A 23,386-nucleotide genomic window follows, 5' to 3' on the forward strand; every position below is an offset into this window, starting at 1 on the left:
GCGGATGCCGACGCCGCTCTCGACTGAGAGTCCCGATTAGTCGTCGTATCGCTACCCTAGTGCTTTGTATTCTGCCATCCTCCGAACCTGTGCAGCGCCACCGCGAAAAGATAATATAGCGAGATGTGATTTATAGATCAGAATACCCGGCTTAGAGGGGCTACAACACCCGATTTTAGCCGAATAGACGTGATGGCGATTTACTATGTCTTAACGCGAAAAGACACAGTAACTATTAGTGAGAGGCCACCGTCCCCCGATCCGAACCGATGACAGACGCCAAGACCGGGGGTTTAGACGCCGAAACCGCCATCGAGGCCGCGATCGACGCGCGACTCGCCAGCCTCGACTCGGGGAACTACCGAGCGAACAACGAGCTCGTCCTCAGCGTGTTCGCGGAGTACCTCACGGACCACCGTAGCGTCACGACCCTCGAAGACTTGGACGTGCTCGACTGCCGGCGGTACGCTCAGTGGCTTCGCGAGCGCGCCCGTGATGACGAGGACGACCTTTCGGCGGCTTCTGCGCACGCGAACGGTCCATACTTCACCATCGTCCGGGCCTTCCTCGGCTGGTGCGTCGACGACGAACGCCTCGACGCGAATCCCGCCCGGCCAAATCGGGTGAAACAGGAACTCCCGGAGCATCACGGCGATCACGATCGCCAGTTCTGGTCTGTCGAAGCTCGTGACGCGTTGCTCGAATTCGTCGACAAACGTGCACACGACGCACTCGATGAATCAGACGACACACGAGAGCGAGCCTTCCGGGATAGAGCAATCGTGACCACGCTCGCGCTCACTGGCGCTCGTGGCGCTGAGCTGTTCAATGATCCACGTGACGAATACCGCAATGGACTCCGCTGGAGCGACGTTGACCTCGGCCAAGGCGTCGCCGAGTTATTCGGGAAGACCCGCGAGCGACAGTTGATCCCCCTGACTGACCAGGTTGTCGAGAGTCTCGAACGATACCGGTCCGTCCTCGAACCCGGGACAGTGGACTGGCCGGTGTTCCCGACGCGACACCACCCGTCACTTGCTCAATCCGCCAAGGACGGGCTCAGAGAGCAAGGATGGGATGATGATGCTATTGAGTCAGCGCTGAACGAGGCGACCGCGATGGAACTCCTTCGAGAGCACGAGAACACGCCGCCGCCCCTCTCAAAGAATGGGGCCCGATCGCTGATGAAACGGCTATGTGGGAGTGCCGATGTCGATATCGACGGCGAGTATCTGAAGCCTCACGGAGGACGGAGAGGTCTCGGAAGTGACCTCTACGCCCAAGACGCCGAACTTGCACAGGAAACCCTCCGACATGAGTCGATAGAAACTACCCACGAATCCTACCGAGAGCAGAACGCAATCGAGCGGCGTGAGCGTCTAGAGCAGGCTCTCAACGAATAGACTGAACGTCGACCGGGAAATCAAGAATTCTCAAATACTGTTTTATCTTGCTTGGAGATGTCTGGTCGGCCGGTCTCATGAGGTCCTGAATACGAACTCCGAATCGGCCTCAAATCACACCCGACCGCCCCGATATGTTACAGACATCTATTACAGAGAATATTTACAGGCCAGTGTTACAGGTGGTGGGTGCATCATCCAGTTACAGATCTCTGGGTGTGCAACTCGGAGAATATCTGTGGCAGAAGTATGTAACAGACCTCTATAACAGATAGTCGTTATAGAAGGCCGCCACAGACGAATGTCGAAGAAAATTTGACGCCACTACAGGGTCGTCTCGAAGTCCAGATGCTAGAATATGCCCCTCATACCACTAATGACGGCCCATTCTCGAAATAGATCCCGACACACGATCGTCGCTTGCATCTGTAACAAACATCTGTAACTGATTTCTGTAACAGATATTCTGCCCGCTCGTCTGACACAGATTTATGTTGAGCTGCACAGATAGGGAGAGTATGATAACGGCCGTAGTCTACTCGGAATCAGGCGGGACGTTTAAGACGACGATGACAGCCAACGTCGCGGTAGCGCTAGAGCGGATGGGACAGAAGACGCTCGTGATCGACCTTGACCCACAGGAGGGGAACCTCACGAGCCTCTTCGACGTTGGCGCGCATCGAAGCGATCCAGACGCGGACAATCTTGTCAAGCACATCCTCGACATGCCGGACGGAAAATTCGAGGACCTGATCGAGACTTCCGATGAGGGGATAGACATCATTCCGAGTCACGATATGCTTGGTGACTTCACTTCCAATCTGGAACAAAAAATCTCCTACGAGACAGGGATGAAGAACATGAGCCGTGAGGAGTATCCACGATTCGAACTCCTGTATGAGCTGCTCTGGGATAAAGAGGAGATGCACGAGGAATACGATGCCGTTCTCATTGACCCGAATGCGCGAGCGGAAGACCTCCTCTACAACGCTATATTCGCACTCCGAACACTTGTCGCGCCGGTAAAACCCGCCGGGAAGGGGAACCTGAGTCTGGACGGTCTCGAGGAGTTGGTCGGGAACATGGAGTCCGAATTGGAAATCGAGATCGGCCTCTCTTGTGTCGTTCCCTCGGGCGTCGGGCAGACCAACGCACACCAGCAGTACCAACAGCAGTTCCAGAACACGGAGGCGTTCGCGACTCCAGTTACGATCGGGAACCGGGAGAGCCTCATGGATGCCATGTGGGAAGCCAGAGGATCGGCGTTCAAAGTGGTCGAACAGCGGTGGAAAACCTTCGAGAAAGACGGAGAAATGGTGAGCGAAGCAGGACAGCGACGCGTGCGTGACAGGGAAATCGAGACGTTACGGAAACTGTACGAACTCGCTCGATTCATCGCGACCGAGACGTTCGACACGGAGATTGACCCGATACTTGAACTCGATATTCGAGACCACGAGAAGCAGACAATCGACCTGCGAAATGACGAATCAGTGGAGGCGACTTCTGCATGAATAACTTCAAATCCGGTTCCGGTAACCTCGACTTCGGCGGCGACGGCGACGAGTCAGCCGAAGAGGAGTCACCGGACGAGAAGACAGATACACACGACGAACAGACCGGTTCCAGATCACCTGACCAAGCTCACGCTGACCAGACAGGTCGAGAGTCATCATCAGCGGAACGGTCCACCGATGAACAGCCACCTGAGACCGAATCAGCGGGATCGACCACTCCTTCGGAAGAATATCCGTACTTCGTTCGGCGGAATAACGTTGGCGACGAACGAGGCACACGTCTCGAGATCCACGTCCGTGATCGAGTCGCTGATCAAGAAGCAGAATTCCGAAACGAGCTCGCGGAGCTGCTTGGCACGAGCGAGATCTCGAAGACCGATGCCCGAGAGTTCGCCCTGATCGCTGCGTTTCACCATCCAGAACGAGTCGCTGATCTGATGCGGGAGGAGGGATTCGGGACTCTCGATTGAAGCATCCAGTGGTCATGTTTCGGATGATTCGACGCATTCTGGTCGGCTGAAGCAGTCCTCACCTGTCACCAGACTATGTCGGAGTGGATATACGAAGACCAAGCCCTTGACCGAACAGCTTTTCGAATTAAAATTCGTCCTCCGCAATAGTCGACTGGAAGACCTTCGATAGTCCATCCTATTATAATACTACACCTCTGACCACGAGTGTCTCTCCTAACCTCTTGCACTCTATGGCTTCACACCATCTATTCGGGTAGTTCTTTACGGCCAGTTCGAACACACTCCCAACACGGGAACTCACCGATACACTCTGAGCACCCCTCCTCATCACGTATCTCGCTCTCGTCCTGCAATGGGTCGGCCTTGTTTAGACGCCGAATTGCGGGCTGTTGAGAGCCTGTGTCCCAATCAGAGATGAACAGACGTCGTCAGCTCGGCTCGTCGGATTGTCTCGACGGGCCAAATTGCCTGGTTGCTGTACTCAATCCAAGCTGCTCAGGTCGATCTCAACTCGGAAATTGCCGAGACTCGTCGACTACTCCGTCTCGACGGCTCGGAAAAACATGCTCTCAACCGCTCATACCAGCGTCTAAACACGGCACTCCTAGAGTGTTCTAGAACGAATCACGAGGCAGTTGATTTCAGGGTCGTTGGAGATGAATCCGTTGCTCAGTGTGCGTTGCGAACACATCGATAGTACCCTATCTTTATCTACTTCGAGAACCTTTTCTTTTTCACGGCTTCGTATTCGCAATATTCGTCCACCTGCCCGATGGTGGCCTCCCTGCTGTTGGGGTGCTCGCATGGTGTGGTTTCCACGCGGTTCGAATATCCAGTCATTCGAACCGCAACACGTCAGCCATCACAGTGCCAGCACATCACGATAATTCCGCCGAGTCCGACGACAGTATTGACCTCGAACATGCCACTGAGACAATCCTCCAGTTTCTCGCCAACCGCGACGGGCCAGTCGAGAACCTGACGCTCATCTCAATCGCTGTTCGGGAAGAGGAAGTCCAATGCCGAGACCTCGAACCAAGCGACCTCTCGATCCCAGCAGTCCATGAGCAAGTAACGACAACGCATCTCCCCGACCTCTCCCGCGAGGGACTCATCAATTACGACCGAACCGATGAGATTGCGGAACTTGAAAAAGCAGCCGAAGACATTGATGCGGTCTCCCAACAGGAGCACTCTGAGTAACCCAGCAGTGACATTGAGATCTGCAACTGCTAATTCATCCTGCTGTTCTGTGTATTGTCTGTACTGACCGATTGCGGCAAGATAATTTCAACGGAGAGTGACTGAATCAACTGCTCACTGTGCCTGCTTTCTGAGCGCTTACTCTTGGAGAAAGTTTTCACAATCAGATGCGAAACTGTGCAGGTTCTGCGCGGCCGTAGGGTCAAGCGTAACGAGCGTGTCTTCGCGGTCTCGCGGGAAAACGAGTGCCACAACATTCTCAAAGCAGACGACCTGACAGTAGAGCCCTCCCGCTGATTCAATCGCAGCCTCCGAATGAGCGAGTGACGCATATTTGCGCGCGTCATCGATAATAGAATCGAACTCTCTATTCGAGTACTTTTGGGCGACATCTTTGCGGACGTACTCGGCAGTATACCCCTCGTCAGTGAATTCGACGACGAGCCGAAGGGTATCGCCCGCCTGTCGTTTCAGAAACTGAGTGAACGGATCCGGCTGAGAAGACATAATGCAGTTTGACGCATACCCACCTGAAAAAGATGGCTTCTCTGCCCAGTTGAATTCCTAACGTAACAGAGCATCCATTGAGTTCAGTGAGTCTCAGGGTCACATAGAACAATTCACAAAGGTGTTAGTTTCATGACTGCTGGAGGTGAATCATCGGCTCAGTTAGTCTGCTGTACTGAGCAGAGCCGAGTCTGGGGAGAGAACCGGGGCGTTAATCTCAGTGGACTATTCTTTGAACTCCCTGCTCAGTAGGTCTGCGACTGTATCTCTTGGTTGGGATGAGAACAGTAGCGACGGCCGTCCCGCTATTAGGGGGACTCGCTCGTCGAGTTTGTCTCGATGTCACAGGCCATGAGTGTCGAAACGGCACTCGCCGTGAGTTCTCCCGCATCGTCGATCTCCGCGCGCGTTGAAGACCGGTTACAGTCGAAGTTATCGGGCGTGACCTGTTCGGTGACGGTCGTCTCGGTTTCGAGCACACCCATCGACAGGGAGTACGTATCGCGCTCGCTGAGCGTGATCAGGACAGTACCCTCGGGTTCGACCGTGTAGACGCCGTCGAATTGCGCTGTCGAGTCCTTTTCGACGAGGACCCGCGTCGTCCACGTCTCCTCCGATGGGTTCCGGAGCATGAGCGTGTGGCTGCCTTTCCCCGTGTCTGCGGGAATCGGGTCGTCACCGAGTGTTTCCGATGCAGATTCACGAGCAGCAACGTGCTCGCTCACGACGCCCTGGCACGCCATCTGCGTCGAAATACCCATCGAGTCGAGTGTTTCGTCGTCCTGAACGCTGATCCTCGTCTTGGTCACGTTACAGGTGAACTGGCCGGGTTCGACGGTAATCTCTTCCGTCGCATCTAGCTCAGGAACGGTCACACGAGCGGTGTACGTGTCGAGATCGGTGATCGACGCCACAATACTCGCGTTCGCTTCGAGTTCCACGGATTCCTCGAACACGGTCTCGTCAGCCGTCGAAACCGTCATCGTCCCTTGATGGGACTGCGCCGTCGGATTCCCGAACGCGACGTGGTGGGGAGTTCTGAGCCCGCGTTCGTCAAGCGATTCGGTCCCGATGGTTCGCTCGACAGTGTCATCGGCGGCGACGTGTGTACGCTCCGGCTCTTGTTCAGTGTCGGTTTGCGTGTCCTCAGAGGTTGGTGTCTCGGAATCTGTCGGCGGTGAGCTGCTCGATCCAGCTTGAGAGGTACAGCCGGCGACTGCGGTTGTGAGACCAATTCCTGCGCTTGCCAGAAACGTTCGCCGTTTCATATACTCCCATTAGAGGGGCCACGTATCGTCCTATCCCAGATTCAAGTACATCTTTGAGTCCCGGATACTCACTCACGCTGAGTGGGCGTGATTCCGTGCTGGGCGATACGTCCCCCAGTACCAAGCAACGAGGAGGGACAGGATCAGGAAGATACCGATTCCCAGCACGACTCCACCAGGCCCGGTCGCAAACGTTGCGAGCGTCTCCCATATGGTTGGGTCGGGTTGCTGAACAGGGGGCGCACCAGCCCGGGGCGACGAGGCCGGTGTCGGTACTGACCGGCGTGTATGGGCAATTACACTAACGACTCCGACGATACCCACTGCGCCGAATACGCGACCCAACGCCGTCGTGAGCGATGGGGTTGTTCGTTCTGCCCCCGCGAAGAGTACGAGCGCGCTATTGGTCGGCGCATACACGTCCATTTCCCTCCCCTGCTCGGAATACCACGTCTCGACGACCGCCACTAAGTCTGCGTCCTGGAGTCGGTTGAGATGATAGCTGATATTTTGTACCGAGGAATCGAGTTCAGTTGCGATCTCCGACGCCGTCGTTGGTTCTGAGTATATCTGTTGAGGATGCGGCGTGCGGTTGTTGAGGAAACTGCTGAAAAAATCTGTTCGGCTGACTCATCTTCGAAGTCAACGAGCTTCGGTTCCAAACCACGATCCGAAGCTGTTTGCGGGGTAGGTTTCAGGGGTAATAATGAGGACATTGTTGTCTGATTCGCTTGCAGTGGTATGTGGTTGGTGAAGAGTAAAAGCGGTATTTGAGTCCAATTCTTGGCGAACTATTCTACTTCGAGACCCCATATACGATAATCAACAAACGTCGTTCGTTAGTGGCCGCCGGAAACGAAATGGAGACCGACGATTCCGACGAGAATTGTACTGATGAACCCGATTCGAGCAAGGGTTGCTGGTTCATCAAACAGGATAATGCCAAGCGAAGCGGTCCCAACAGCTCCGATACCAGTCCAGACGGCGTACGCCGTTCCGATGGGGAGTTCTTGGATTGCCCGTGCCAATAGAACCATACTAATGATGAGGGCAATAGCGGTGCCGAGCGTGGGTAGCGGTTTTGAGAGCCCATCCGAATATTCGAGCCCGATTGCCCAGCCGATTTCGAACAACCCAGCCAGTATCAGAAGGAACCATGACATCTCACTGTTTATCTACTCATACAGTCGAACTATGTCTTCCGATATCGACTGCCTCAGGGGGAGATTTTTGGCCACAATCAATCGGATCGACCGATAACTCCCCTGTACTGACCGATTGCGGCAAGATAATTTCAACGGAGAGTGACTGAATCAACTGCTCACTGTGCCTGCGTACTGACCGCTGGTGATTCTGTCAGAAACGGTTGCTGTTCAGAGTTGCCTGCGAGATACAGTGCGCCAATCATGCACAGGTCAGGACCTGATAGCGGAAGTGCAGGGAACCGCGTGGTCACCTTAGATACGGTCCCATATTGTAGAGACGATGGCCCGAAGCCTTTTGATCCAAACGAGGCTATATTGTCCTATGACCACTTCCCGAATCGGGACACGCGATTTACTATCCCGATTCATCTCCACCGTCGAACGGCGGGCACCGGAGTCCGCTCCGTGGTCGGCCTCGCTTGGCGCTCTCTTCCTTGGCGGGGCCATGGTGTACCATGTGTCGGTGAATGGTGACCCATACGTCAATGCAACAAACACTCTGGTAAGATATACTGGATCTGTTGCTCTCTCCCCATTGCAGACGGCGATTCTACTGCTGGCCGGGACCGGATTACTCGCGTTCGCCGGCTGGACCAGGATTACTGACCGGAGCCTCCTCCTGCTCATTGGGACAGCCGTCGGCGAATTCGTCTCGATTGGCTATTTGCTCCTACTCGCCATCCACACCCCAGCACAGACCGCATATCCATTAGTGCACAGCTATCGGGCAACGATACTCGGGTTGGTTCTGTTCGGAATCGCGCTCATCTCTGCCCATTCTCCGGGAACGTGGCGAGAACCGAGGGGACTCCAACGCATCCTCACCGGAGCCGAACCGCGACGACTCTTTCAATGGAGCGTCGCCGGAAGTATTTTGCTCGTTATGGCTGCTGGGGGTGTAGTCTTCGACCTACTACCGTACTGGGCGTACACAGCGTTCGAGGCATTCGAGGTGTTCGGTGAGCACCCCGTGCCCGCTACGGTGGTGATGCTTGGGTGGTTCGGCCTGGCAGCGCTCCCGGGTTACCGGCAGGACGGCTTGCTCGCCAGTTGGATGCTCATTGCCGGACCGGTTGGAGGCGCGGCTATCACACTGAATGCCACCGATCAGTCGATCATATTCCAATGGGAAATGTTGGACTCGACCGTCTCAACAAGCTGGGTATTCACGACGAATGTGCTTGGAGTCGCCGTGATCGTTGGTACGGTCGGCTACGCCATCGGGGTGACAACTCAACAGATTCGCACCAGAGCGTAGTCTTCGCTGAAGCGGCAATACATCGGTAACTGTGTTGGTTGTGGATCTCGCTCGGATGAACTCAACCTCTGTATCTCGCACGACGTTCCTGACAGTACCTCGGTAGTTCGATCCCTGCCTCGTTAGGTCGCTCCTCTGTGCTAACCGAGGTGGTCGGAATTTGAGTCGGCCTTTTAGGCGGTGACGCCATTGCTCTTGGGATCGATATCGTCTCACCGTGGCTCAGAGACCGCTATTCAACACGGCAATCTAAATCGGCCCTTTGTCCTTACCATTCCATTATTAGGAGTCAGATGTAAGGTGAAGACAGTATGAAACGCAGGGAATTACTCGGGACTGGTGCGTTAGCGCTCTTAGGAGGTGGTGCTGCCGGGACAGCCGTTGGGCTCGGCCCTTTGGCGTCAAAGGACACTTCAGAACCGGCTTATTTCGAGTTAGAACCGATCACATACGAACGAGAGCCGCTCCTACTCCAAGCACCTACAGATGCAGTTCCTCGCGGGGAATCTATCACATTTGAACTCCAACATACTGGAGAATCTGAGAACATTAGTGTTGGATGTCACATTCCGTGGGCCATCCAGAAATTCGAAGACGGAACATGGAAACACGCTGTATGGACGGACCAACGATGGCACCTCCTCTGTGCTACGTTGATATCTCCCGGTGACACTCTCACTATAACTGTCCCCCTGTCACCAACAGCATTAGCTGAGGACCATGGTGTCAGCGAAGAGGAAGCCGAAGTTACATTCATACCTGGAAAGTATCGGTTCGTCGTGTTTGCAAATCCTCCATTAGCAGTCAATTTCCGCGTTCTTCCGACGGAATAAGATGGCAATTCGGTTTCTAAGCTGTTCTACCATCCGTGTCAGCTAAGAGGAGAACCACGTGACGACGACGGCTCATCGAGGCTTCTTTTCGAGAGGAATGAGGAGGCAAGAGCTGTGTCCAACAGAGCCTCCTCATCGAGAATCATGCGTCGGCTTACTACACTGTTTCCCTCCGAGTTCCTCGGCGTGATCGAGCGAGAGGGCAAGCTTTAGGTTCCAGTCCTCGTGTGGGCGCTCGTGTTCGGCTTCGCCGCAGGCGAGAGCCGAACACTCGCTGGGTTCAGACGCAGTTACAACTCGACGCTGATGAGACAATCTCACCTGGCGGCTTCTATCACCGGTTGACGCCGACACTTGCGGAGTACGCTCTTGCGAAGTAGATTGTTGACGGCGAGAGCTGCGGCTGAAAGTCGAAGAGGGCAAGGGCACCGCGCCAGCGGTGCCCGATATGATCCCATGGAGCCGATTCATCTCGGAATCGGCTGCAGCGGACCTGCTGCAACAGGTTCGCTAGCGTGATGGTGTCGAGTGCCCCCGCTGCCGTTCTGACCTGACGGTCAGAAACGGCAGCTATCAGGTGTATCAGCGGTATTTGTGTAAGAATTGCGGTCGAACGTTCAACGATAAGACTGGCACGATCTTTGCTCACTCGAAGCTCACACTGAAAGAATGGTATTTCACGATCTACGTGTTTGTACGGTTCAACACGAGTCTTCGCCAGATCGAAGCGGAACTCGATGTCTCGTACAAGACGGTGAGACGGCGCGTCGAGCTCTTCGCCAGCGCGCTCGACGCGCCTTCGATCACGCTGTCTGGCCCCGGTCGAAATCGACGAAATGTACGTTTCTGCCGGGTTGAATAGCAGTGTGCCCACATCGTGGACAGGACGTGTTCTCCCAGAAATCCTTGAGTCGCCGCTCGATGCGGGCATCGAGCGACTCCGTGTCGATCTCGACGATGCCCAGCTCGATCAGCTCTCGAAACATCGTGCCGAACGCCGGCTGAGCAGAAGCCATATCGCCAAATTAGTGCTGGCTCAGTGTAAATACAGGGTCTTTCCGTAGCTCTACACAAGAGCGATCGCGTTTTCATATTCCGTATCGCGCTCCCTATCTCACGTGGTTAAACAACAAATGTCTTTTGCGACGGGCGGTTAGACAGTGAACTATCAATGGACGCACGTTTCGAGCCAGGCCAGTACCGGAACTGGAGGCGAGCTCGAATCGACACCGAGAGGACCATTCGCTGTCCCTCTGTGGTCGAATAATGGCCGCTCCCCCACCCATTCTGGATTCGTCGACTGTGTTGCTCGTCGGGACGGATGACTGGCTCACGCAATTCGCCACGACGCTCGAGAGACGGACTGATGCCAGTGTACAACACGATCGAACCAAGACGAGGGCAATCGACACTATCCGGACGCGCCCCACGGACTGTCTCATTAGCGAATACGCACTCGACGAGACGACCGGGCTTGACCTCCTCCGAGAAATCCGCGAGGAAACGACTACGCTCCCAGTCCTGCTCGGGACTACTGCCGGAAGCGAAGCCATCGCCAGCGAGGCCATCGAAGCCGGTGTCACCGATTACATCGCGCTCTCGGACCCGCCAGCACAGATGACCGACGAACTCATCGAACGGACCGAGCGTGCGCTCCGGGCCGCACAGCGGTCGGCCACGCAACGGGACCGAGCCAGACAGTTCGACGCGATCTTCAACGACTCGCGCACTGCGACGTGGGTGCTCGACCCGGATGGCGCACTTACCCGTGTGAATGAGACAGCACGGGAGATGGTCGATAAAGACATCGGCACGATCGTCGGCGAACCCTTCTGGGCGCTTCCGTGGTGGTCACAGCCGGATGCAATGAACGCGGATGTCCAACAGATTGTGGAGAAAGCACTCGACGGGTCGTTCGGCAAGGCGGTCGTCCCACAGCCGCCAGACGTCGATGAGCCGCGCGTTCTCGACCTCTCCGTGCGCCCGGTCGAGAACGAGCGCGGCGACCTCGTCTCGATCGTCGTCGAAGGCGTCGATATCACTGAGCGCGTCGATCTCGAACGCAATCTCAGAGAATCCGAAGAACTGCACCGCGTCACGCTCAACAACATGACCGATACCGTCCTCATCACGGACGAGGACGGCGAGTACACCTACGTTTGTCCCAACGTCCACTTCATCTTTGGCTACACAGTTGATGAGATCCGTGACCTCGGGACGATCGACGACCTCCTTGGCGACGACCTTTTCGACCGGGAGGAACTCGTGGAAGACGGCGTCCTCAAAAACATCGAGACGACGGCGACCGATAAAGCCGGGCGCGAGCACACGCTCCTCGTCAACGTACGCGAAGTCTCGATCCAGGACGGAACCCTCCTCTTTAGCTGTCGGGATATCACGAAACGCAAGCAACGCGAGGAGGCACTCGCCACGCTCCACGAGACGGCCCGCGATTTCCTCTACGCCGAAACCCACCAGGAAATCGCCCAACACGTCGTTGACGACACACCTGGTGTACTCACTCTCGATGCGAGTGCGATCTACCTCTTCGACGGTGAGGCCAACAATCTTCGACCCGCAGCCCACTCGGCGACGATGACCGAACTGAACGGGCCACTCCCAACCGTGCACGCGGACGGCGAAACCCTTCCGAGCTACAGTTTCGTCGAAGACGAGGCGCTGTTCTTCGACGACGTCCACGACGCAGACCGGCTCGAAAATTCGGCCACTGACCTCCGAAGTGCGGCCTACATTCCGCTCGGCAACCACGGCGTGTTCGTCGCAGGTTCGAACCAGGTCGGAGCCTTCGACGAGGTGACGCGAGAGTTGGTCGATCTACTCGCAGCCACTGCCGAGGCTGCCTTCGATCGGGTCACACGGGAATCACGCCTCCGGGAACAGGACCGCACACTCCAGCAGCAAAACGAGCAGCTTTCCGCCCTAAACCGGATCAACGAGACGATTCGAGAGATCGATCAAGCCCTCGTACAGGCGGAAACGCGCGATGAAATCTATCACACTGTCTGTGAACTGCTGACCGTCGACGATCGGTTCCGATTCGCCTGGATCGGGACGATCGATCCGACGACCGACACCCTGGAGCCTCGGGCCTGGGCCGGCACCGAACAGGGATACTTGGATAGCCAGTCGTTCACCGTCCAAGCGTCGGATACAGAACCTGCCGGACAAACCGCAGCCACTGGCGACGTAACGATGGTGACGAACGTCGCTGCCGGTCTCCGTGACGAAGCGTGGCGGAAAGACGCCATCTCACGGGACTACCTGTCCGTGTTGAGTATCCCGCTCGTGTACAACGACCTCACGCACGGTGTGTTGACGGTGTACGCGCCGACCCAGGATGCATTCGACGAGACGGCGAAGGCGGTCCTGGCCGAACTCGGTGAAACTATCGCGTCCGCTCTCAGTGCGATCGAGCGGAAGAATGCGTTGCTCACGACGTCGATGACACGTGTCGAGTTCACTATCGACGATCCGAAGTTTGTCCTCTCACGGCTCGCACAGGACGCGGAGTGTACCCTCTCGTATCAGGGTGGCGTCCAGCAGTCCATGGAAGGCAGCTACGTGTTCGTGACCGTCGAAGACCGGGCGGTAACTGACGTGGCAGACGCCGCCTCGCAGCTGGTCGGTATCGACGACGTGCAGCAGATCAGCGCGGACGGGGAGGGGGGCGTTCTACGGCTCCGGCTCACACAACCGTTCCTCGCCTTGGAGCTGGCCGATCACGGTGCCGTCTTCCGCGAAGCGACTGCTGACCCCACCACGACGACACTCGTCATCGATATCCCGGACAGCATCGACATCCGAACGATCACGCAGCTCGTCCGTGAGACGTTCGCTGGCGCTGAACTCCGTTCCAAGCAGACGCTCGATCAGACCGCTGAACACAATCTCTACTCGAAGTTCCTCGACTCAGTAACGGAGCGGCAACTGGAGGTGATCCAGACGGCGTACTACAGTGGGTTCTTCGAGTCGCCCCGTGAGAGCACGGGCGAAGACGTAGCGGAGACACTCGGCATCTCCCCACCCGCGTTCTATCAACACGCCCGGACCGTCCAACGGAAACTGTTTGCTGCACTCTTCGAAGAGAACAATCTCCCGGTGGCGGCCTCCACGGATACAGTTCAATAACAAACTCCCCGGTTAAAGCGCTGTTTGGTAGTCAACAGCCGAGTACTCCCTTATACACTTATTACACCTTTCTAGAGTGCGCCACTCCACCTGGCGGCACTCGTGAACTCACAATGAGAGATGTCGACCCCGAATCCGACGAAGAAACCCCCTACGAGTGCTTCGAGTGTGGCAATATCATCATCGCCGTAGATAGCCCCGGGCAGTGCCCCGACTGTAGCGGCCCGATGCGAAACCGTCGAATGCCGCTCGAATGACCATGGCATCGAAATCTGATAGCACTCGCGACGAGTCCGGCGACGAGGCAGCAGATTCGACTGAACCCGAGTCGGCGCTCGAAACCGCTCGCCGCCAGCTGTACCACGCTGCCAACTATCTCGATATCGACTCACATATCGTCGAGCGGCTCAAATATCCCAAGAAGGTCCACGAGGTGACGATCCCCATCGAGCGGGACGACGGAACGGTCGAGGTGTTCACGGGCTACCGCGCCCAGCACGACAGCGTCAGAGGACCATACAAAGGCGGGCTCCGGTACCACCCCGACGTGACCAGAGACGAGTGTGTCGGCCTCGGCATGTGGATGACCTGGAAATGCGCAGTCATGGATCTCCCCTTCGGCGGGGCCAAAGGCGGCGTCGCTGTTAACCCGAAGGAACTGAGTGCGGAGGAGAAAGAGCGGCTCACACGGCGATTCGCACAGGAGCTGCGCGACAATATTGGCCCGAAACAGGATATTCCCGCTCCCGACATGGGCACGGACCCACAGACGATGGCGTGGTTGATGGACGCCTACTCGATGCAGGAAGGCGAGACGACGCCGGGCGTCGTCACCGGGAAGCCGCCGGTGGTCGGCGGGAGCGAAGGCCGCGAGGAAGCCCCCGGACGGAGCGTCGCGATCATTACGCAGTTGGCCTGCGAGTACTACGACCAGCAGCTTGAGGATACCACCGTGGCAATTCAGGGGTACGGGAGCGTCGGGGCGAATGCGGCCCGACTCCTCGACGAGTGGGGCGCGACCATCGTCGCGATTAGCGACGTGAATGGCGCGATGTACGAACCAGACGGAATCGACACGGCATCAGTTCCGTCTCACGACGAAGAGCCGGAAGCAGTCACCACATACGCCGACACCGTGATTTCGAACGAGGAGTTGCTCACCCTCGACGTCGACGTCCTTATTCCGGCTGCCCTGGGGAACGTCATCACCAAGGAGAACGCGGAAGCGATCGCCGCCGATCTCGTCGTCGAAGGTGCGAACGGCCCGACGACCTCGACGGCCGATTCGATTCTCGCCGAGCGAGATGTCGCGGTAATTCCCGATATTCTCGCCAACGCAGGTGGTGTCACCGTGAGCTACTTCGAGTGGCTCCAGGACATCAATCGGCGAGCGTGGTCGCTCGAACGGGTGAACGACGAACTCGAGGCGGAGATGCAGGCCGCCTGGGATGCGGTTCGATCGGAGTTCGAGCAACGCGACGTTACGTGGCGTGATGCAGCCTACATCGTGGCGCTGTCCCGCATCGCTGAGGCGCACGAAGCACGTGGGTTGTGGCCGTAGTCAGATGCTTCACCCCTCCGCTCTGCGAGCGTGGCACCCATCGACGCCGCTTGAGCGAGGGCTGTATCGCGTGTTCCGGCTGGTATCAGTCGGAAGCGTAGTGACAGTAGCCGGGTTTGTCGGGTATCTGAGCATCGGCATTGCTCTCTATAACCGGTGTCTATACGCCCCCATTCCCGGTGATGGGTTTCTCAGATCCGGTATTCATCAGTCTGAGCTTTCTCATCGGTGGACTCATCTGTCTGCTCTCCGGGTCATTCACGTTTCTCACACTCCTGGCGAGTGTGAAGGATGCCAACGCCGAGTTCGTTCTCTTGCTGAGTCTCATCGCCTTTGGATTCGGCGCAGCCACGGTCCGAGTTACGGCCGAGCCAGTTCTGACGTGGCTTGCTGGACTCGGACCGGTGTAGAGTCCAGAAAATGACGGATTTCACAGACCACTACGTAGTGAACTACCCTACCCTACTCGCTCACGGCTGACGCCGTTGGCTCCTTGAGGGTAGGGCTTCCTGCTTCCACGACGCGCTTTGCAGACACAGGTGTGTCCACAGGAAGCGCAGTCTCCACAGGCGTTTGTTTGGAGTGTCCCACTCCTACTTTTTCGAGACCGCGAGAAAGGATGTTCCATGCTGCGTTCGCGTCCCTGTCCGCCTCGAACCCGCAGGCGGGACAGGAATGTTCACGGACCCACAATGGCTTGTCCGTCGAGACTCCACAGGACGCGCACTCTTTCGTCGTCCCACGAGGGTTCACGGCGGCGAAGTGCGTTCCCTCTCGCTCGCACTTGTATTCGAGCAACGAGAGGAACGTCCGCCACGCAGCGGACGCGGTGTTTCGGCTGTTCGACGGCGATTCCATCATCCCCTTCACGTTCAGGTCTTCGACCGCCACAAGGTCGTACTCCCGAGCGTAGTAGTTCGAGAGTTTGTGCAGAAAGTCACGGCGCTTCCGACGGAGGTCGGCGTGACACTCCGCGACGTGACGCCGTTGCGTCTCGTAGTTGTTCGAGCCATGTTCCTTCCGCGAGAGCTTCCGTTGCTCGCGCTCCAAGCGTTCGCGCTCGTCGGACAGATCGAGCGACCCAACGGCGTGACCGTCGGTGTCGTGAGCGTACTTCAGGATGCCCACGTCGATGCCGACGCACTGCTCGGGATTTTCGGGTGGTTCGGGCGGTTCGCAGTCCATCTCGACACCGAACGTGGCAAACCACTCGCCCGTTGGATCCTTCTTGACCGTGACCTGTTTGAGTGTCGCGTCGTCGGGGATGGGTCGGTGAAGCCGTATTGGTACGTCCGCGAGCTTCGAGAGTGACAGCACAGCCTGTCCGCCCTTCTTGTCGAGCTTGAAGCCAGACTGACTGTACGTGAAACTGCGGAACTCCCGTGGTGGCTTCCATTTGAGTTGACCGACGCCGTACCCCTTCTCCTTAAGCTTAGAGAGCCCCTTGAGGTTGTCGAACAGCCGTTCCACGACGGTTTGGAGAACCTTTGAGTACACGTCTGAGAGGCCGTCCCACCACTGCTTGAGGTCGGGTAGTTCCGACCGAAGCGTGGTCATGGACGGAAGTTCGCCGTGATTTTCTTGGTACTCGTTGAGGCGGTAGAGTGTGGTTGTAGAGTTGCCGACAAATATCGCGGTGGCGGTCCAGCTCCTCACGGTGGGTATCAGACGGCCTGAGACGATATTTGTAGGCGTAGTACATTCGCTACTCGCGTTCTTCGATAAGTTCGTCCAACTGCTCACGGATGAACGACGAGAGGTTGAGGTGTTGGTCCTCAATCCACTCATCTTGGTCTTCCCGAATGGTGATCGTCTTCCGTTTCACTGTAATGCACGATATGCACACTACACGTGCAACCCCTTCGGAAGACGTGGGCCTGTGAGTCTGCAATAGAACAGTGTACGCACAGATGATGACGGCGTTGACGAGACGCGAAGCGTCTCGTTCGCACACCAGAAATCACCGATTTCTGGGGACGCTGTATCCCCGTCCTACTGCGCTACTCGGGCTTCGCCCTGCGTTGCTTGTTGAGGACGGGGGCTTAGCGCCTGCATTCAGCTAATCGTCAAAGCAGCCGTGAAGGACGCACTCTCGGATCAGAACGTCTCGGCAGATTTCTACGACGCCCTCGACGAAGAGGTCGCCGACCTGCTCAACGACGCTGCAGAGCGTGCCGAGGCCAACGACCGGAAGACGGTCCAGCCCCGCGATCTGTAGGCCTGCGTAACGCAGCCAACCCCGTCACTCGAACGTAGCTTTTTGAAGTTCCTGTTCAGAAGTCAGGAAATGGAGATGGCGGACGCACCGGATACCGAACGGCAGGCGGTCGAACCCGATGCGAGAGAGATCCTTAGCGTGTCCCAGCTGAATGACCGGATTACGTTGGTCGTCCAGGACACGCCTGCCCTCAACGGCGTCCGTTGTATCGGCGAGGTCACCGACCTCCACCAGAACAGCACAGCGCTCTACTTCACGCTCACCGACGGCGATGCCGAACTCCCCTGTATGATCTGGGCGAACCGCTACCGGGAGATGGGCGCCGACCTCGAGGACGGGACCGAAGTCATCCTCGAGGATGATACCGACTACTGGGTCGAAGGTGGGAAAATCGACCTCAGCGGGACTACTTTGCCCGAACCGTGGGAAGTAATCGTCGTCGGCGACGGCGACCAGGCGGCTGCCGTCGAGCGACTGCGAAGCGAATCTGAAGAGCGTAGCTGATTCGACGACGCAACCGCTGGCATTCTCAGAGCGGGGTGGCATCGTCACTTCCCTCCGAGGGGCGCCCGGTACGACATCCAGAGCACGACCATTCCAAGCCTGTCGGCACCGATATCCGTTACGAACGGTATCTGCTAATTCAACTCTTATTCTCGTCGGGAGGAAGTAATCGTAAGGAGACCAGAGCTTCAGCGCCGAATGGACCACACCGTTGCGCTCACTCCTCTGCGCGGCGGTCTTCGATATCTTCGATAAGGGCTTCGGCTCGTTCTTCTGCTGTTTTGGAGTACTCGCTTGTAGTCTCTGTTCCTTCGTCTGGATCGATACTGGGGATTTCCTGTTCCCAGCCCTGCTTGGCGTAGGCGTCGTCGTTGGGTACCGCCTCGAAGAGTCGGTCGACTGAATCGAGCGACGCAAGTCGTTGTTTTAGCTCATCGGCTCGACGCGGATCGATATAATAGATAGTTTCTGCTCGTTCGACGAGCCCGTTCTCGAAGAGGCGAGTCATTGCTTTTGACGTGCTTGCCTCGCGGAGGTCTGTTCGGGCTGCAATTTCACTGGGAGTGAAGCCGTACTTGTGGTGTTCGACAAGGAAGCTGAGGGCCTCGTACTCGTTCGTATCCGGCTTGACTGGGAACGGGTCGTCATTTGTGAGTTCGTCGACGGGGACTGGCATCCTTACCACTATATGCCACTTGAGGACATTACGGTTTTCGCAGAAGGATCAGTACCTCACAAAGCCGGTAGTTAGAACGTCTGCTTGCTGAGGATGTGCACTCCAAGAAGCAAGCAGACAGTGAACTCCACGAAGACCAGCTCCTTAACTTTCTCGTCAACACGCTCAACAAGGAGATCGTTCTTGATCTCGGCGCTACTGCTGAAATCGACGCTGAGGACATCTACGAGGTCTCGCCGGCGCGACCGCCGACGGGACCTCGATCTCGACGCTGTGCAACTCCAGTAAAGACTCTTCGTCAGCAAACACGATTCTCTACCATCTGCGGACGAAGTTCGAGCCAGAACGGCTCGAACGAGTCGCCAATACGCTCCTTCGACGGGATATCGCCGAACTCCTCCCCGAGCAGGTGGAGGTCTGCGCAGACCTCCACCTGCGGCCCTACTACGGTGACGAAGACGACACAGACGGCCTCTACCACTCCGAGGCCAAGCGCGGCACCACCGCGTTCCACGCCTGCGCCACACTCTACGCGCGTGTGAAGAATAAACGGCACACTCTGGCGGTGCGCCGCCTCGAAGACGGCGACACCGCCAGCAGCGTCCTCGCTGAGTTTCTTGGTGTACTCGACGGCCTTGACGCCGAGGTCAAGGCCGTCTACCTCGATCGCGGATTCTACGACAGCAAGTGTCTCACGCTGTTGCAGGCGCACAACTACGCCTACGTGATGCCGATCATCCGGTGGGGAGAGACAATTCAGCGGGAACTTGCGGAAGGATGGAGTCGCGTCATCTAACACGACCTGACAGGGAAACTCGACGGTCCAACTGTGACCGTCGAGTTTCCCGTCTACATCGACTGTACGTACCTGAATGGACGGTATGACGACCACGGCGTGGCGCGTCACGGTTACACCGCTGACGCGCCGTTCATCGAGACACCACGTCAGGCTCGATACCACTACTCGAAACCTTCGGTATCGAGTCGAGCTATCGCTTGTCCGAGCAAGCGATAGCGACCACAACGACGCGAGATCCGGCGGTGAGACTGCTGTACGTCGTGGTGAGCCTGCTGTTGCAGAACGCCTGGCGGTATCTCCACTACGAATACGTGGCGACGCCTCGCCGAGGCGGGCGTCGCCTCTGGTGGTGGCCGTACAAGGAGTTCGTCAATATGGTTCGGCGGGCTGCGTGGACGGCCCTCGCGGTGCGTCGGGCCGTCCCCGCGAATCGGCCACCTGACGACCGGTTCTACCGGTAGTCACCGACCGAGCAAGCGTCTTCACAAGTGGCAACGCTGTCGCGTCAGCGGCTGACCGCCGCCGACAGCGACAGCTCCGCCTTCGATTAGCGTTGCTTAACCGTGATCGACGACTCGCCACAACAGAACAGATGGCTCAGGTCGCGCTAACTGGCGATGCTTTGTGAGGTACTGAGACTGCGCCGCACCCCTCAGGGTCGTCCAAAAAACCGAGCCGCCGGTCAGCGGAGTTCTGGCGTTCGTCAGCGAAGCCGACCGTGGCGAGGTACTCGAGAAATTCGTCGAATCGCTTGACGTCGCTAGGCGTGTCGGTCGCAAGATGACGCGTCTACTCGATGGCCCACTGGAAGGCGGGATTTGTCCCGATCTTGTCGTGTAGATACCACCACCGAGCCGCTTTCAGCACGACTAGCAGATTCGTCGGCGGCTGCTCACTGGCGAGCCCACGGGTGATAGATTCGATTTCGTCGGGGATGTCAGCGGGATCGACCTCCGGTGATTGCGTGTTGTCGATATCGACCGGGATCTCATCGATCGAGACGTTACACTATCGGACCTCTTCCGGTTGTGTACTGTGGCGTTTGCCTGTCGAGCGATGCCAGTGCTCTGTCACACGACTGAGCTAACCCCTCGAACGGAGAAACTGGCGCATGAGTTTGAAATACGTGTACTTACGCTCACGGATCTGGAGCGTGCGGAGCTGCCGGCTCCGCAGGTGGCTAAACCAACGATGGAACTCCAAGAGTGGCGGCCACAGTACCGGGCTCGCGGTGATCGTGGCTCGTTGCCGTTGATGTTCCGCGGCGAACCAGGGAAACGCTTCAGCTACGTCCCTGGGTTCACCCCGGTTGGGAACGACGCCGACTATGAACCGATTGAGAGTGATCGAGAGGACGATTCCCATCCGACTGCCGGCCATTAACCCCGCAGCGGGATAGGGACGCGAGTGCCTAATCAGCTAGATTCGGATCGCTGCTCGCGGAGCACTTCGATTTTCTTGGAGGCAACTACTTTGTTGATTTGACCGGCGTTCAGACAGGTTTGGATTCTCCCAAGAGCGGTAGCTACTTACGAACTACATTGAAGGACAGTGAACTACCCCGACCTACCACGCTTGGGCCTACCCGGCCCTCACTTGTAGAGGTCGGGGTAGTTCACAAATTATTTCACTTCTTTGAGGGCCTCTTTGGCGAGTGAAAGCTCGTTGCTTATCGGATGGGAATCAGACCTGACGAGTTCCATCTTCGAACTATAATTTGAATTCTTTTGATCTTCGTGCGATGCAAGAGTGTGGAGCCACTCTCTATGCTCTTCACCAGGTTCAAAGAGTGAAATCAATGTCAACTTGCCATATTGAGTCAGACTATAAGTTCTGGATGTGTTTGTTGGATTAACTTGGATCAATGGCCTCTGTGTCCATGGTGGCTTTGCTTTTGGTGTGTTAGAAATCTTGAGTAATAGTGCACCTACGGTTTTCTTATGAACTCCTTTCAAATCTGTCGAAATATCTACTGCTCTTTGATTTTGTCCTTGAGAATTTTCCTTCTCATGAATAATCTTCAGAACGTCTACGGCAGGCGTATTATTATACTCTAAGTCTTTTAGTTCAGAGATGTCCTGGTACAGCCAGTCTGCTAATTTGTCAAATCTATTCAAGAGAGTTTCGTCTAATATACTGTCAATAAATTCTGAACTAGTATTCAGAGAGTCGGTCCCGGACCTTCTAAGAATCATCTCAGATACACCACCGGTCCGTTCGATCCCTCGTTCATCCAGTTCCTGAAGTACTCTATCAGGTATTGATTCTGAAATTTCATGGGAAATGAGTGACGCGGTGGTAACCTCTCTTCGATACCTGTTGAATACCTTCTCAACAGAGGTGTGTATATCGTTCAAATTTTCAACACCAGAATCATCGGTGAATTCAAATTTACCGGCTCTGGTGAATCGCTGGACAGCGTCGGTTTCGACCGTCAGAACTAGGAAGATGAAGCGGGAAACCGTCGATGTCCATGTCGAAAATTTCCCGCTTCACGAGCAAAGTCGTTCAGTTAGCTAAAAATGCTGTTGGTGAGCGAGGCGAAGTCGCCGCCCCCGAAGGGGGTGGCGGCTTCGCCGAGTATGCGGTGGTGTCGCTGCACTGTCTGCGGGTTTACCTAGAAAAATCCTACCGAGAAGCACTTGATTTGCTGAGCGAGATGCCACAAATACTCGGGGAGATCGGCCTCGACGCGGCCGATCTCCCCGACCACTCTACGCTAGTCAAGTGGTTTGACAGAATCAAGACAGCACTCTGGCGAGTACTGCTGCGCCTCTCGGCGCAGCTGCACGAGCCGAGCGGTCACGCCGCCATCGATGCGACGTTCTTCGACCGCGAAAACGCTAGCAAACACTACTGTCGGCGGACGAATTACCGGGCTCAGACGCTCAAAGCAACTGCTCTCGTCGACACAGAAAGCCAAGCCATTCTGGACGTTCACTGTACGACCGAGAAACGCCACGACACGCAGCTCGGCTGGCAGGTCGCCCTCCGCAACGCGGGCGACCTCGCCAGCCTCGCTGCCGACAAAGGCTACGATTGGATGGAGTTACGCGAAAAACTCCGCGAAGAAGGCGTGAGACCGCTAATCAAACATCGTGAGTACCGGCCCATCGATCACGCGCACAACGCGCGGATCGATGGGCCGCGATACCGCCAGAGAGCGATGTGTGAGACCGTCTTCTCGACGATCAAGCGCACGCTCGGCGACACCGTGCGTGCGCGAACTTGGTACGGTGAATTTCGTGAACTCATCCTGATGTGTGCGGTTCACAACATCAAGCAATCGCTAAACCAGTGAAATCAAGCTACGTCTGGCGATTCACCAAGGCCAATTTACCCAAAGAACCATCCAACAAACCACAGATTAGATTCCGTTTATGATTCTGTCCCTCTGGGATCAACATACTAAGGGCTGCCCCCATAGTGAAACCGAGTTCATAGCTCGTTTTTTGAGCCTGATGATTATTTAAATAATCTTCATTATCTGGTAATCGATTTGATAGGTCGTTCCATATATTTTCGTCAGCGCCGGGCGGGAGCAACATTGAATCTTCATATAATATTACATCTTCAGCTAGGCGAGTAACTAGCTCTGGGAGCTTATTGCGCTTCTTTATTATCGGTCCACCTTGATTTGATTGGTAGATTAGATTTTCTCTTTGCTTTTCTGATAACAAAAAACTGCTCTGGTTAGTGGAGAATTCTTGGTTAACCATGACTGGTGTTTATATAATACGATCTTCGGTGCAGTATAAATATACGGTTTTCAGCATCCTGAATAGCGTATTTGAGGTATCTCAACTGAGCGC

General features: G+C 56.3%; 19 protein-coding genes and 7 pseudogenes. 16 read left to right on the plus strand and 10 right to left on the minus strand.

Features of this window, described 5'->3' with window-relative positions; genetic code table 11:
* Window positions 1–269 precede the first annotated feature (269 nt).
* From HZS54_RS10745 to HZS54_RS10760, 4 genes are all read left to right on the plus strand, one after another.
* Window positions 270–1,403, plus strand: coding sequence for a tyrosine-type recombinase/integrase (locus tag HZS54_RS10745; protein WP_179922528.1), 1,134 nt, complete (start codon window positions 270–272; stop codon window positions 1,401–1,403).
* A gap of 518 nt (window positions 1,404–1,921) precedes the next feature.
* The gene (locus HZS54_RS10750) at window positions 1,922–2,917 is read left to right on the plus strand and encodes a ParA family protein (RefSeq protein WP_179922529.1); all 996 of its coding nucleotides are present in this window, start codon (window positions 1,922–1,924) and stop codon (window positions 2,915–2,917) included.
* A complete protein-coding gene (locus tag HZS54_RS10755) occupies window positions 2,914–3,390 on the plus strand; it encodes a DUF7970 domain-containing protein (protein ID WP_179922530.1) in 477 nt (158 codons plus the stop codon). Before HZS54_RS10750 ends, HZS54_RS10755 begins: the two co-directional genes overlap by 4 nt.
* An 870-nt stretch (window positions 3,391–4,260) precedes the next feature.
* Window positions 4,261–4,596 carry a hypothetical protein gene (locus tag HZS54_RS10760; protein ID WP_179922531.1) on the plus strand — a complete coding sequence of 112 codons (336 nt, stop codon included), beginning with the start codon at window positions 4,261–4,263 and terminating at the stop codon, window positions 4,594–4,596.
* 138 nt (window positions 4,597–4,734) lie between these two features.
* Here HZS54_RS10760 and HZS54_RS10765 read toward each other — a convergent pair whose 3' ends face one another.
* From HZS54_RS10765 to HZS54_RS10780, 4 genes and pseudogenes are all read right to left on the minus strand, one after another.
* Window positions 4,735–5,103, minus strand: a complete 369-nt coding sequence (locus HZS54_RS10765; RefSeq protein ID WP_179922532.1) for a DUF7522 family protein — start codon at window positions 5,101–5,103, stop codon at window positions 4,735–4,737.
* A gap of 308 nt (window positions 5,104–5,411) precedes the next feature.
* Window positions 5,412–6,371: a hypothetical protein gene (locus HZS54_RS10770; protein WP_179922533.1), complete on the minus strand. Its 960-nt coding sequence runs from the start codon at window positions 6,369–6,371 to the stop codon at window positions 5,412–5,414.
* 72 nt (window positions 6,372–6,443) lie between these two features.
* Window positions 6,444–7,087 (minus strand): annotated as a pseudogene (locus tag HZS54_RS10775) (ArsR/SmtB family transcription factor).
* A gap of 123 nt (window positions 7,088–7,210) precedes the next feature.
* On the minus strand, window positions 7,211–7,534 hold the full coding sequence (locus tag HZS54_RS10780; protein WP_179922534.1) for a DMT family transporter: 324 nt from the start codon (window positions 7,532–7,534) through the stop codon (window positions 7,211–7,213).
* Between the two features lie 364 nt (window positions 7,535–7,898).
* On the opposite strand from HZS54_RS10780, the gene HZS54_RS10785 reads away from it, so the two are divergent.
* The 4 genes and pseudogenes from HZS54_RS10785 to HZS54_RS10800 all read left to right on the plus strand — a co-directional run.
* Window positions 7,899–8,834, plus strand: a complete 936-nt coding sequence (locus HZS54_RS10785) for a hypothetical protein (RefSeq protein ID WP_179922535.1) — start codon at window positions 7,899–7,901, stop codon at window positions 8,832–8,834.
* Between the two features lie 311 nt (window positions 8,835–9,145).
* The gene (locus tag HZS54_RS10790; RefSeq protein ID WP_179922536.1) at window positions 9,146–9,667 is read left to right on the plus strand and encodes a hypothetical protein; all 522 of its coding nucleotides are present in this window, start codon (window positions 9,146–9,148) and stop codon (window positions 9,665–9,667) included.
* Window positions 9,668–9,811: 144 nt separating this feature from the next.
* Window positions 9,812–10,032, plus strand: a pseudogene (locus HZS54_RS10795) (IS4 family transposase); the annotation flags it as partial.
* 83 nt (window positions 10,033–10,115) lie between these two features.
* Window positions 10,116–10,524: pseudogene (locus HZS54_RS10800) on the plus strand (transposase); the annotation flags it as partial.
* On the opposite strand, the pseudogene HZS54_RS10805 reads toward HZS54_RS10800, so the two are convergent.
* Window positions 10,522–10,683, minus strand: a pseudogene (locus HZS54_RS10805) (IS1595 family transposase); the annotation flags it as partial. The pseudogenes HZS54_RS10800 and HZS54_RS10805 overlap by 3 nt on opposite strands.
* Window positions 10,684–10,933: 250 nt before the next feature.
* Between HZS54_RS10805 and HZS54_RS10810 the strand changes: the two are divergent.
* The 4 genes from HZS54_RS10810 (at window position 10,934) to HZS54_RS10825 (ending at window position 15,787) form a co-directional block, all read left to right on the plus strand.
* Entirely contained in the window at window positions 10,934–13,816 is a 2,883-nt protein-coding gene (locus HZS54_RS10810; protein WP_179922537.1) for a bacterio-opsin activator domain-containing protein, read from the plus strand.
* Between the two features lie 113 nt (window positions 13,817–13,929).
* Window positions 13,930–14,073 carry a rubrerythrin-like domain-containing protein gene (locus tag HZS54_RS10815; protein ID WP_179922538.1) on the plus strand — a complete coding sequence of 48 codons (144 nt, stop codon included), beginning with the start codon at window positions 13,930–13,932 and terminating at the stop codon, window positions 14,071–14,073.
* 2 nt (window positions 14,074–14,075) lie between these two features.
* Window positions 14,076–15,377 carry a glutamate dehydrogenase GdhB gene (gene gdhB / locus HZS54_RS10820; protein ID WP_218927173.1) on the plus strand — a complete coding sequence of 434 codons (1,302 nt, stop codon included), beginning with the start codon at window positions 14,076–14,078 and terminating at the stop codon, window positions 15,375–15,377.
* Between the two features lie 182 nt (window positions 15,378–15,559).
* Window positions 15,560–15,787: a hypothetical protein gene (locus HZS54_RS10825; protein WP_179922540.1), complete on the plus strand. Its 228-nt coding sequence runs from the start codon at window positions 15,560–15,562 to the stop codon at window positions 15,785–15,787.
* Window positions 15,788–15,839: 52 nt separating this feature from the next.
* On the opposite strand, the pseudogene HZS54_RS10830 reads toward HZS54_RS10825, so the two are convergent.
* Window positions 15,840–17,079, minus strand: a pseudogene (locus HZS54_RS10830) (RNA-guided endonuclease InsQ/TnpB family protein).
* Between the two features lie 351 nt (window positions 17,080–17,430).
* On the opposite strand from HZS54_RS10830, the gene HZS54_RS10835 reads away from it, so the two are divergent.
* Window positions 17,431–17,595, plus strand: coding sequence for a DUF1931 family protein (locus HZS54_RS10835; RefSeq protein WP_179923004.1), 165 nt, complete (start codon window positions 17,431–17,433; stop codon window positions 17,593–17,595).
* Between the two features lie 69 nt (window positions 17,596–17,664).
* On the plus strand, window positions 17,665–18,099 hold the full coding sequence (locus HZS54_RS10840) for an exodeoxyribonuclease VII large subunit (protein WP_246391914.1): 435 nt from the start codon (window positions 17,665–17,667) through the stop codon (window positions 18,097–18,099).
* A 217-nt stretch (window positions 18,100–18,316) separates the two neighbouring features.
* Here the strand turns inward: HZS54_RS10840 and HZS54_RS10845 are convergent, their stop codons facing one another.
* Window positions 18,317–18,775 (minus strand): MarR family transcriptional regulator, encoded by a 459-nt coding sequence (locus HZS54_RS10845; RefSeq protein ID WP_179922541.1) that lies wholly within the window; start codon window positions 18,773–18,775, stop codon window positions 18,317–18,319.
* Window positions 18,776–18,870: 95 nt separating this feature from the next.
* Here HZS54_RS10845 and HZS54_RS10850 point away from each other — a divergent pair.
* A pseudogene (locus HZS54_RS10850) lies at window positions 18,871–20,035 on the plus strand (ISH3 family transposase).
* Between the two features lie 235 nt (window positions 20,036–20,270).
* Here the strand turns inward: HZS54_RS10850 and HZS54_RS10855 are convergent.
* Window positions 20,271–20,570: pseudogene (locus tag HZS54_RS10855) on the minus strand (DUF8013 domain-containing protein); the annotation flags it as partial.
* 626 nt (window positions 20,571–21,196) lie between these two features.
* The gene (locus tag HZS54_RS10860; protein ID WP_179922542.1) at window positions 21,197–21,931 is read right to left on the minus strand and encodes a hypothetical protein; all 735 of its coding nucleotides are present in this window, start codon (window positions 21,929–21,931) and stop codon (window positions 21,197–21,199) included.
* Between the two features lie 116 nt (window positions 21,932–22,047).
* Here HZS54_RS10860 and HZS54_RS10865 point away from each other — a divergent pair, with 116 nt between their 5' ends.
* Window positions 22,048–22,875 (plus strand): IS5 family transposase, encoded by an 828-nt coding sequence (locus HZS54_RS10865; RefSeq protein ID WP_179923005.1) that lies wholly within the window; start codon window positions 22,048–22,050, stop codon window positions 22,873–22,875.
* Window positions 22,876–22,882: 7 nt separating this feature from the next.
* Here HZS54_RS10865 and HZS54_RS10870 read toward each other — a convergent pair whose 3' ends face one another.
* Complete coding sequence (locus HZS54_RS10870; protein WP_179922543.1) at window positions 22,883–23,293, minus strand: hypothetical protein; 411 nt, start codon at window positions 23,291–23,293, stop codon at window positions 22,883–22,885.
* Window positions 23,294–23,386: the final 93 nt, after the last annotated feature.

It is taken from the genome of Halosimplex pelagicum, assembly GCF_013415905.1.
GTDB lineage: Archaea > Halobacteriota > Halobacteria > Halobacteriales > Haloarculaceae > Halosimplex > Halosimplex pelagicum.

What these genes read in the sequence shown, in the direction of transcription:
- HZS54_RS10755 (WP_179922530.1), top strand. Translation starts at nt 2,914, where the DNA reads ATGAATAACTTCAAATCCGGTTCCGGTAACCTCGACTTCGGCGGCGAC.
- HZS54_RS10780 (WP_179922534.1), bottom strand. Translation starts at nt 7,534, where the DNA reads ATGTCATGGTTCCTTCTGATACTGGCTGGGTTGTTCGAAATCGGCTGG.
- HZS54_RS10845 (WP_179922541.1), bottom strand. Translation starts at nt 18,775, where the DNA reads ATGCCAGTCCCCGTCGACGAACTCACAAATGACGACCCGTTCCCAGTC.
- gdhB (WP_218927173.1), top strand. Translation starts at nt 14,076, where the DNA reads ATGGCATCGAAATCTGATAGCACTCGCGACGAGTCCGGCGACGAGGCA.
- HZS54_RS10750 (WP_179922529.1), top strand. Translation starts at nt 1,922, where the DNA reads ATGATAACGGCCGTAGTCTACTCGGAATCAGGCGGGACGTTTAAGACG.
- HZS54_RS10810 (WP_179922537.1), top strand. Translation starts at nt 10,934, where the DNA reads ATGGCCGCTCCCCCACCCATTCTGGATTCGTCGACTGTGTTGCTCGTC.
- HZS54_RS10785 (WP_179922535.1), top strand. Translation starts at nt 7,899, where the DNA reads ATGACCACTTCCCGAATCGGGACACGCGATTTACTATCCCGATTCATC.
- HZS54_RS10865 (WP_179923005.1), top strand. Translation starts at nt 22,048, where the DNA reads ATGTCGAAAATTTCCCGCTTCACGAGCAAAGTCGTTCAGTTAGCTAAA.
- HZS54_RS10770 (WP_179922533.1), bottom strand. Translation starts at nt 6,371, where the DNA reads ATGAAACGGCGAACGTTTCTGGCAAGCGCAGGAATTGGTCTCACAACC.
- HZS54_RS10790 (WP_179922536.1), top strand. Translation starts at nt 9,146, where the DNA reads ATGAAACGCAGGGAATTACTCGGGACTGGTGCGTTAGCGCTCTTAGGA.
- HZS54_RS10870 (WP_179922543.1), bottom strand. Translation starts at nt 23,293, where the DNA reads ATGGTTAACCAAGAATTCTCCACTAACCAGAGCAGTTTTTTGTTATCA.
- HZS54_RS10765 (WP_179922532.1), bottom strand. Translation starts at nt 5,103, where the DNA reads ATGTCTTCTCAGCCGGATCCGTTCACTCAGTTTCTGAAACGACAGGCG.
- HZS54_RS10840 (WP_246391914.1), top strand. Translation starts at nt 17,665, where the DNA reads ATGGAGATGGCGGACGCACCGGATACCGAACGGCAGGCGGTCGAACCC.
- HZS54_RS10825 (WP_179922540.1), top strand. Translation starts at nt 15,560, where the DNA reads ATGGGTTTCTCAGATCCGGTATTCATCAGTCTGAGCTTTCTCATCGGT.
- HZS54_RS10815 (WP_179922538.1), top strand. Translation starts at nt 13,930, where the DNA reads ATGAGAGATGTCGACCCCGAATCCGACGAAGAAACCCCCTACGAGTGC.
- HZS54_RS10745 (WP_179922528.1), top strand. Translation starts at nt 270, where the DNA reads ATGACAGACGCCAAGACCGGGGGTTTAGACGCCGAAACCGCCATCGAG.